Origin of the sequence: uncultured Roseibium sp. (assembly GCF_947499295.1) — a bacterium.
GTDB lineage: Bacteria > Pseudomonadota > Alphaproteobacteria > Rhizobiales > Stappiaceae > Roseibium.
In genome coordinates, this window is sequence record NZ_CANMNP010000057.1 from 1 (window position 1) to 5645 (window position 5645).

5 protein-coding genes are annotated in these 5645 nt (G+C 47.2%); 3 read left to right on the plus strand and 2 right to left on the minus strand.

Going from position 1 to position 5645, the window contains the following annotated elements; translation table 11 throughout:
- Positions 1-142: 142 nt before the first annotated feature.
- A complete protein-coding gene (locus tag Q0835_RS29195; RefSeq protein WP_298966871.1) occupies positions 143-2410 on the minus strand; it encodes a hypothetical protein in 2268 nt (755 codons plus the stop codon).
- 94 nt (positions 2411-2504) lie between these two features.
- Positions 2505-2963 carry a DNA mobilization endonuclease VirD1/MobC family subunit gene (locus tag Q0835_RS29200; RefSeq protein WP_298966874.1) on the minus strand — a complete coding sequence of 153 codons (459 nt, stop codon included), beginning with the start codon at positions 2961-2963 and terminating at the stop codon, positions 2505-2507.
- Between the two features lie 194 nt (positions 2964-3157).
- On the opposite strand from Q0835_RS29200, the gene Q0835_RS29205 reads away from it, so the two are divergent.
- From Q0835_RS29205 to Q0835_RS29215, 3 genes are all read left to right on the plus strand, one after another.
- A complete protein-coding gene (locus Q0835_RS29205) occupies positions 3158-3856 on the plus strand; it encodes a conjugal transfer ATPase VirC1 (RefSeq protein WP_298966875.1) in 699 nt (232 codons plus the stop codon).
- Positions 3856-4467 (plus strand): VirC2 family conjugal transfer protein, encoded by a 612-nt coding sequence (locus tag Q0835_RS29210; RefSeq protein WP_298966877.1) that lies wholly within the window; start codon positions 3856-3858, stop codon positions 4465-4467. Before Q0835_RS29205 ends, Q0835_RS29210 begins: the two co-directional genes overlap by 1 nt.
- A gap of 331 nt (positions 4468-4798) precedes the next feature.
- Positions 4799-5518 (plus strand): response regulator transcription factor, encoded by a 720-nt coding sequence (locus Q0835_RS29215; RefSeq protein ID WP_298966880.1) that lies wholly within the window; start codon positions 4799-4801, stop codon positions 5516-5518.
- Positions 5519-5645 lie beyond the last annotated feature (127 nt).

Below are 5645 nucleotides of genomic sequence, written 5' to 3' on the forward strand. Positions count from 1 at the left end.
CATTCTTATTCACTTCACGCTAAAGCGGGCTCGTCTGAAGACGAGGGGTTTCCTCCAAGGCGTGGATACTAAATATTATCCTGCAACGATGCTCCAGACCGGAGCATCGTTTGTTTGAAAATCAAAACGACTTCGAGCTCAACTATCGAGTGGGGACGCGTTCCCTTTGCCGGTCATCGTAGCGCCGCTCTGCAGCAGAAGAGTTCGATGTGACATTTGACAATAAGGATCTATCGCTTGAAGTCTGAGAGTACCTTTCACCATACGCGTATTTATTATTAGCGCTATTTAAATTGGCTACATTCTGATTTTCCTTGTCTTGGTTCGACAAAGCTTCCCTGGACGCTAGTTGCTGCGCTTGGGTGCCCGGCACGGCGGCGTAGTCGTTTGCATTTTTGTTGTCAGTTTCAAAAGTCTTGAACTTGTTTGACTGTGCTTTCTCATTCCTTGCTTCTGCCAATAGAGGTGCATTTCGCGTCGAACTTTCGTTCGCCATACCGGAAAACACCTTGCCCATACTATCAGCCGTATTGGTCATATCTACTCTGCTGAAGAATTGATCGCCCAGTTTGTCTTTTGCATTTTTGACCATTGTGTCATTGAACTCGAGTTCAGCCCATTTACCAGGGTTTTTCTTTACGAGGGTTCTTGCCGCCGGACCGTAGCCAGCGAGCTCGGCAAGTCCTTCAGCAGCCTTGACCCGGTCATCACCAGTACGAACTCTTGCGGGAATGTTCGATTGCAGTTCAAGGATCGCGGTCGCAGCGCGCTCACCAAAGAGTTCGCTTACCGCACTCTGGTTTTCTTTTGTTTGCGGCAAAACAGCAACGCCAATAGTTTTCTGTTTGAGCTTACTAAAATTTTCAGCCAGTGCATGACCTTTCCTACCAATTTCCCCGTAGTCCTTGAGCTTTTCGTTCCAATTACCGCTCTTCGAGCCCATCGACATGATTTCTTTGCCGAGCCTGGCTTCCCAGCCCTTTTGCTGGTCGCCGTCTTCTAAACGATCACTTGATTGAAGTTCGGAGATTGTTTCGCTGTGTTTGCTGAGGTAATTGGCAATCCGCTCTCTGGATTTCCCAAGGCCCACCATGTCGTTTAGTTGGTTGTTGATGTCACCTTGCGCATCGCGGATGCCATTGCCAAGTTGGGTGAGGTTTCCGCTCTTGATGCTATCTTTGACACTCGTAATGTCAATTTGGGTTTTTTCGACATCCTTTTCCCAAGACGGTTTGTCTCTCTTGTAATTTACTGAATTTTCTTCGCGACCCAAATTATTGGTCGCAATTGATCGAAGGTTATGGCTTCTGATATCATGCAACTTGCTTGCGGCCCTCGCATAGTTTTCATTGCTAAGCGAGACCCCAAATTCTTCTGTTATTTTTTGTCGGTCCGTATGGGTGCTTTTTTCGAAACTGTCCAACTTGTCATTGGTCCAGTCACCATTGTTTATCCCTTTTGGTTCACCCGATCGGATGCCATACTTGTTGTCTTTGTGCATGCCTTTAATGCGATTTACGTGCGCGGGCCCCGCCGCCATTGAGACCGCGTCTATGAATGCAAGTTTTTCATCATCTAACAAATGATTGTTTCGAATATGGTCTGGATGGTCAGAAGACTTCGAAATGCCAAGGTCCCTGCGGACCCCTTCCACCTTTTTGTCTGCTTGAGATGCCAGCGTGGTGCCGGAGCGCCCTTTGCCAGCATAATCCGTAAAGGCTACAAGCTCGTTTATCTTCGTTGCCTGCTCTTTTATCAGCTTGTCAGCCCCCTTGTTGAAACTCGGGCCGAGATCACTATCCGCCTTGCCGTGAACCGACACATTATAGTTCGCCTGAAGAAGAAATTTTTGCGTTTCTTTGCCGCCCTTTTGCAGGGTTTCATCGAAATAGATTGACGTTGGTTTGGTGAACTCCCATGAGGGCTTTAACAATCCATTGTCCTTTAGGAATCTTGCCGTGTCATGATGTGTCTTGTCTAATGATTTCGTAATTTCCGAGGTATTAGTTGTCGGCTCGTAATTTCTGTTGATGAATGTGTCTTTTTCTTTTTGTTCAAAGCGTCTGTCTTTGAGCGAAATAATCCCAGGAAACTTTCGTGGTTGTTGATCGTCGATCACCGGGGTCATTTCGGAGTCTGCTGAGATTTGGTCTGTCATTATGGAACCTTGCGAATTACTTATTGTCTGGGGATTGGTGGCTGCGGTGGGTATTGGGGGAGCGATCAGATTACCAGGTTGAACAACCTCTACTGTCACTTGAGCGTCTTCGTCGGACATGCTGTTTGGGCTGACTTGTCCAGACAACTCTTCAGCAATCCTTCTTAAAGACTTTGGATCAGAGCTGTCTTTATTATTGTTTTTGTTAATTCCTGAATTGTTTATGCCTTCATTTTGTTTACCATTGATCATTAAAATACCTCATTCAATTTGAGACACAGGGAGCGCCTAGGCTTTCGACCTTTCGATGAAGAGCGTCTGCGATTGTCTTGGTGTCAGATGCCTATCAGTCCTGAAATGCAGTTGCGTACTGATCCAGTCGTTGACGGCCATCGGTTCGGCGATGCGAGACATTCAGGATATATTGCAGTTGTTGCTCGAGCCGGATGAGTTGCAGACCAAGGTGATGCCGTTCGTTCAGGAATGCTTCCATGGTTGCTTCTTTAACGTCGATGCTCGAGGAGGCGGTCTGCGTCAACTCGTTGATACTGGTTGCAATGTCGTCAAACCGTCGCGAGATTTGTTGGATGGTATCACGAACTATGGGCTCAATTTCAATGAAACCGCCTATGCGGCGCGCGGCGATCCGCATCGCCTGATTGTTTTTGAGGCCGGTTCCCTCGATCTGTTTCGAAAATTCAAGGAATTCCGCATTTCGGAGCCGAACGCTCATGATCGTGTACCCGTCCATTCCTTCCGACAGGATGACTTCTCTTCTTTTACTCTTCTTTCCAGAATTCTCCACGGCAACACCTTCAAAAAACTCGTTTCTCAGGTCTATTTTTATAAGTGAGAATATTGTCTTCTCACTGTTCTAATTGTCGTCGAAATAATAATTGATATTATTTAAAATTATTACGAAAATTTACTATTAAATTATTGAATTATCTAACTAGTAATGTTTTGATTTAGCGGTTAAAAATAAATGAAGATTTTGCTATGAAACTTATATCTTTTTGCTCACTTAAGGGTGGCGCTGGCAAAACCACATCCTTGATGGCGATCTGTTCTTCACTTGCAGCCCGTGGAGCGTCGATTGCACTGTTTGAGGCCGACGATAACCGCCCGCTTATCAAGTGGAAACAAAATTCGTTCGCCTGGGAAACCTGGGACGATCTCTGTGAGGTCTTTGTAGCCGACGAGATGGATGTTCTGGAAACGGCTTATCGAGAAGCAGTTTCCGAGAGCTATGATTATGGCCTGGTGGATACGCATGGCGGCGTGAGCGAGCTCAACAACACCATCATTGCGAGTTCCGACTTTATTGTTTTGCCATGTGCTTTGACCGCGCTTGACATCGACGAAACGCTGGCGACTTACAAATACATCGTCGAACTGCTCATTTCCGAACAGCTTGAAATTCCCTCCGCAATTTTGAGGCAACGTGTTCCCGTGCGCCGGCTGACGAAGGCCCAACATGCCGCTCAGGACATGCTTCAGAACCTGCCGCTGTTTACTGATCCGATGTTCGATCGAGACGCCTTTGCTTCTATGAAAGAGCGAGGCATGTTGCACAAGAACGTTGAAAGGCTTTCGGAGGATGCCTTTTCGAGGCTTCAACTCAGGAATTTCGAAACAGCAATGAATGAGGCCAATCGGTTGTCTGCGGAAATTCTAGATATTCTGAGGGTGTCCTGATGGTAATTCGGCGCCCCCACATTTCGGTCAAGGAGACCAGGCTGCGTGCAGCAGGTACGCAGGCACAGCAGGGGGTAGCAGGAAAGGACCGTGCGGCATCCGCGGCAAAAGAAAAGGAAGTTGCTCCGCAGCTGAGTGAAGAGCAAAGAAAACCGATGATCGGGAAGCCCACCTCGGCGGCGGTCTTGACCTCCGAGTCGACGCGAAAGGAAACGGTACAAGCGCTCTCGCCAGGCAAAATCGGATACAGAAAACAGCTTTTTATTTCTGCACCATTGCCTGCTCGAGGGGTTTCGCGGAGTTTCGATCTTCTCAGCCAGCATCATCATCCACAAAAAGCACTTCAGTTGATTTTGAAACGTGCGCTCTCCGAATATGAGATTCATGTGCTTGATGGGTCCTTTAAGTCGTTTCCACAGACCTATGATGAGCTGGATGTGGACGATGATGCCAAATTCATTCAAACGTCACGCATGACGGGGTTGCAGATTGTTGAGGCGGCACGTGCTTATTTCGATCCGCTAGGGTTTGAAAGCCAGCGCTCCTTCGGTCGCAAATACGCGACAGCGGCGCTTGCGGTTTTCTTTCATTTGGAAAAAAAGCGTCGATAGGCAGACTGGGGTGCAGTGGTTGGTCTCAAGTCAATGAGATATTGGCGGTTTCAAAATTGCAAGCCCAACAGAATTACGTCACTTTGCGCAAATAAATTTAAATAATAATTTACTTAGTTAATTAATTGAATACAAAAATCGTGTCGCGCGCGGAGGTTTGGTTAAAATAAAACCGATCCATCTAATTTTAATATTTCTCAATCATAATATGTTCAATATCATAACTTAAATTATCTTCATTTTTTCTGTATTTAGAAGGAAAATGCCTTAATCCGTGCACAATTCGACGCTGTTATTCATTTCGGGAGGCTTTCAAAGCCAAGAGAAAAAAATGGTGCATGATCGACAAATAATAGCTCTCGTTGACCAGGATAAGTGTACGTTGTCAACGGTTTCCAATTTGCTGGAGTCCGAGGACTACAAGGTGCTCACCTACCAAGATGGTCCCTCGGCTATTGGCGAATTGAAGGGACGCCGACCCAATCTCGCTATCCTTGATCTTCGGATGCCGCAAATGGACGGAATCGAAATGCTGCGGCAACTTCGCCAGGTCTCGGATCTGCCAATTATCTTCCTCTCATCTCAGCAGGACGACATCGAGGAAGTTCTCGGTTTGAAGATGGGCGCTGACGACTTCATTCGGAAACCGTTTTCGCAACAGGTGCTCATTGAGCGTGTCAGGGCAGTTATGCGGCGCAGCAGTGCAAATGTTTATGCGAAGGTTGGGGAACTCTCGAGCGACGCCTTTGTACGCGGCAGGCTGCATATGGATCCTGCTAGCCATGTCTGCGCATGGGACGAAACGCAAATCAAGTTGACGGTCTCGGAGTTCTCTCTGCTCTATTGTCTGGCACAGCGGCCTGGCATCGTCAAAAGCCGGAACGCACTTATGGATGTAATCAACGATGAACAGGTTTTTGTCGACGACCGTACGATCGACAGCCATATCCGACGAGTGCGAACGAAGTTTAAGACAGTCGACGATGGCTTTGATATGATCGAAACCTTGTACGGTCTCGGTTACCGCTATCGGGCTAACTCAAGCCTGTGAGACGCTCATGGTCCAATCGGCAGTTTTGGCTGCGCCCTTGCAGCCAAAACTTAAAGCGTGTCGCTTTTGATGCGATTCAAGGTTTCCAAATCAGTTGCTTTCTGATTCTCTTTCGGCGTTTGAAGGA

Coding starts and splice junctions, on each gene's coding strand:
- Q0835_RS29210 (WP_298966877.1), top strand. CDS start 3,856: ATGGTAATTCGGCGCCCCCACATTTCGGTCAAGGAGACCAGGCTGCGT.
- Q0835_RS29205 (WP_298966875.1), top strand. CDS start 3,158: ATGAAACTTATATCTTTTTGCTCACTTAAGGGTGGCGCTGGCAAAACC.
- Q0835_RS29215 (WP_298966880.1), top strand. CDS start 4,799: ATGGTGCATGATCGACAAATAATAGCTCTCGTTGACCAGGATAAGTGT.
- Q0835_RS29195 (WP_298966871.1), bottom strand. CDS start 2,410: ATGATCAATGGTAAACAAAATGAAGGCATAAACAATTCAGGAATTAAC.